This window comes from Candidatus Hydrogenedentota bacterium, assembly GCA_012523015.1.
Classification (GTDB): Bacteria; Hydrogenedentota; Hydrogenedentia; order Hydrogenedentales; family CAITNO01; genus JAAYBJ01.
In genome coordinates this window covers 1-3,252 of record JAAYJI010000162.1, presented here as the reverse complement: position 1 = coordinate 3,252, position 3,252 = coordinate 1, and the positions used below count along the sequence as shown (strand labels likewise).

At 48.9% G+C, this 3,252-nt stretch carries 4 protein-coding genes; all 4 read left to right on the top strand.

From position 1 onward, the window contains the following. Window positions 1-21: 21 nt before the first annotated feature. The 4 genes from GX117_07000 to GX117_06985 all read left to right on the top strand — a co-directional run bounded on the left by GX117_07000 (window position 22) and on the right by GX117_06985 (window position 3,214). Window positions 22-171 carry a transposase gene (locus GX117_07000; protein ID NLO33085.1) on the top strand — a complete coding sequence of 50 codons (150 nt, stop codon included), beginning with the start codon at window positions 22-24 and terminating at the stop codon, window positions 169-171. Window positions 172-772: 601 nt separating this feature from the next. Next, window positions 773-1,165: a hypothetical protein gene (locus GX117_06995; protein NLO33084.1), complete on the top strand. Its 393-nt coding sequence runs from the start codon at window positions 773-775 to the stop codon at window positions 1,163-1,165. A gap of 34 nt (window positions 1,166-1,199) precedes the next feature. Then, a complete protein-coding gene (locus tag GX117_06990) occupies window positions 1,200-1,778 on the top strand; it encodes a LemA family protein (protein ID NLO33083.1) in 579 nt (192 codons plus the stop codon). An 86-nt stretch (window positions 1,779-1,864) separates the two neighbouring features. Then, window positions 1,865-3,214: a M48 family metallopeptidase gene (locus GX117_06985; GenBank protein ID NLO33082.1), complete on the top strand. Its 1,350-nt coding sequence runs from the start codon at window positions 1,865-1,867 to the stop codon at window positions 3,212-3,214. The last annotated feature ends 38 nt before the right edge of the window (window positions 3,215-3,252 follow it).

Sequence of the window (3,252 nt, the reverse complement as noted above, 5' to 3'; positions counted from 1 at the left end):
TTCGGGCAAGGAGACTTGATTATGTCAAAAAGGAAACGGCACCATCCGGAACAAATCCTTCGCAAACTTCAGGATGCGGATCGTCTTTTGAATGTTGGAAAGTCCGTGGAACATGTATGCCAAGCATTGGAAGTGAGCAGTGCAACCTACCATCGCTGGCGCAATCAATAGGGCGGTATGAAGTGCGACGAAGCGAAGCGTTTAAAAGAATTAGAAATCGAAAACGCTCGATTAAAGAAGCTTTTGGCCGAGTCAGAACTAGACAAGGCTATACTGCGGGACATAGCGGAGGGAAACTTCTGAGCCCGGCGCGGCGCCGGGATGTTGCAAATGTAGTGCAGCATACCCACGAAGTGTCGGAACGTCGGGCCTATACCGTGGTCAATTAACCTCGTTCTACCCATCGCTATAGGCTTAAAAGCGAGACCAAGATGGCGTTTTGCTGAGTGCTATTTATGAGTTAGTTAAGGAACACCCTCGGGGAGGTTTGGCCGCTGAAAAAAGAGGGGGCGCTTGCTTCCTGCCAGATACACAAGGAGCGTCGCCGCCGGCGCTGAATAATAGGCTGCAGTGATCAAAGGGGATCGGCGTTTGATGCGTCCTGTAGGTTTTGAGACAGGAAGAGAGACTTCCTATTCAAGCGTCTTTTTTATTCCACGCACGCTATAAAGAGAAGTCCGGTTCATGTGCAACGGTTGCTTATGTACGTCTTTCTAGTGAGATTGGTATCTTTGAGTTGAATTCCTTTAGAATGCAAGTATAGAATACGTTCATGAAATGTCCAGTCTGCCATGAACCCCTTTTTACCATTGAATATTTAGAAATCGAACTTGATTTCTGTGGCGAATGCCAAGGGTTTTGGCTTGATACGGGCGAACTGGATCTTTTACTGGGCGAACATCAACTAAGCGAAGAATTTCTGAGTGGAGGCGATCTCAAACATACGGAAGGGGAAGCAAAGCGTCCCTGCCCCATTTGTAGCACGATGATGGAAAAACAAGTTACAAAAGGTGCTGCTCCAATTGTCTATGATTTGTGTCCCAAGAAACATGGTATGTGGTTTGACAAGGGCGAACTACACGATATCCTGAAGGCAGCCTTGTCAGTTGAGGCCTCACCCGTTCTGACATGGCTGGGTGAACTTTTTCAAGAAAAGGAAGAGTAAGGCTTTGTATCACTGTTAAAGAGAAAGGAAGTCTATGAGCAGCTTTTTAGTTGGAGTACTTGTAATTGGCGCAATCGCCTTCGTGGTCTTGATTTGGATGATCGGCGCTTATAACACCTTGATACGCTTGCGGAATGCGGTAAAAAATGCATGGTCACAAATTGATGTTCAGCTCAAGCGCCGCCACGACTTGATCCCCAATCTGATTGAAACCGCGAAGGGATATATGCAGCATGAACGTGAAACCTTGGAAAGCGTTGTGAGTGCTCGCAATCTTGCCCAGAGCGCTTCAGCAAAAGGAGCGAGCGTGGCAGAACAGGGCGGGTTGGAAAGCGGACTGAACAAAGCGTTGAGTAATTTTTTTGTGGTTGTGGAACGTTACCCGGACTTGAAAGCGAATCAAAATTTCCTTGCGTTGCAGGAAGAACTGAGCTCCACAGAAAATCGGATTAGTTTTGCACGACAAGCCTTTAATGATTCGGTTATGGTCGCCAACAATCGCATTGAAATGTTCCCTACGAACATCGTGGCGGGACTTTTTAATTTTAAGAAAGAAAGTTTCTTTGAAATTGAAACTGCGGAACGTGAGGTTCCCAAAGTCTCCTTCTCTTAAATGCCGTAGGGGTAAACCAGTATTGCAGGCGTGTATCCTGCTGACGCTGCTTTGCGACGCTGCTCAGAAAGGGGAAGCCGTACGCTATGTTTGAACTGATACGTGCGAACCGGCGGAAATCCGCTGTACTCATCTTTTTAATGTTACTTGTCCTGCTTATTGTAGGCGCCCTCATTGGAATGATCGCTTTCCCCGTCACCGAATCCTATATGGTCGGGAGTTTCCGGTTCATCATTCCTATGGGCGCGTTGATCGGGATGGCGGTAAGTTTTCTAATTTGGGGCGTCCAAGCCCTTGTCGCTTTTTCAGGCGGTGACAGCGTTCTTATGGCCGTTGCGGGGGCAAAACAGATTCGAAAACAAGATCATCCCCAACTCTTTAATGTGGTGGAGGAAATGGCGATTGCGGCACAACTGCCAGCCGTACCCAAAGTGTATATCATCGAAGACATGTCCTTAAATGCCTTTGCCGCAGGGCGCAGCCCGGAACACGCTGCCGTCGCCATCACCCAAGGGCTGCTTGCTAAATTAAATCGTGATCAACTGCAAGGTGTTATTGCGCACGAAATCGCCCACATTGCCAACCGCGACATCCTTTTCATGACCTTTGCCACAATCATGCTGGGATCCATCGTATTGATCACCGAATTATTTTTGCTCACCATGCGCTTTTCCACCCACGCCGCCTATAATTCCAGCCGCTTCAGTACGCGCAAATCAAAAGATAATGGCGCCCTATTATTGATTACCCTTGTCCTATTGCTCTTCGCTTGGATACTCTCCATTATCGCGCCCCTTATGGCTCAATTGCTCTATTTTGCCTGTTCCCGTCAACGTGAATATTTGGCAGACGCCGGCGGCGCTGTCTATACACGCTATCCCGAAGGCTTGGCGAGTGCACTGGAAGTAATCGCCGGCAACCCCGGTCAAAAAGAGTCAACGAGCAAGGTCTTAGCGCCCTTATATATCATTAATCCTCTGGAGGCGCGGGAAGCCAGTTTAAGTTCCCTAACGAGTACCCATCCTCCTATAGCGAAACGTATACGGATTTTACGTGCCATGGGCGGTGTTACTTCCTATCAATCCTATGCGGCAGCGGCAAAGATGGAAGGTAACTTGAACGATATTCATATGCCCGCCGCTGCCTTCGCAACGCCGACAGCAACGGCAGGCATGGTATCGGGTGCCGCTGCTCACCGCGCCGCGACCGGTGGTCTTCCCCAAACAGCTCCACAGACTGCTTCGCCGCCGCCTACACCTAAAACATCTGAACCGACACCAAGGCAACGGTATCGTGAAGCTGCTGATCTCGTCCGTTCCGTCAATGGGTTTCTTTTCTTAAGTTGTACATGCGGCTTGAAAGCGAAAATCCCCCCCACTTACAAAAAATCACAGGTTCAATGTCCCCGCTGCGGAAAGATTTATCCCTTGCAGTAAAGGTAGGCTTTATTCGCTTTTGCCGGATCGCGCAGCAC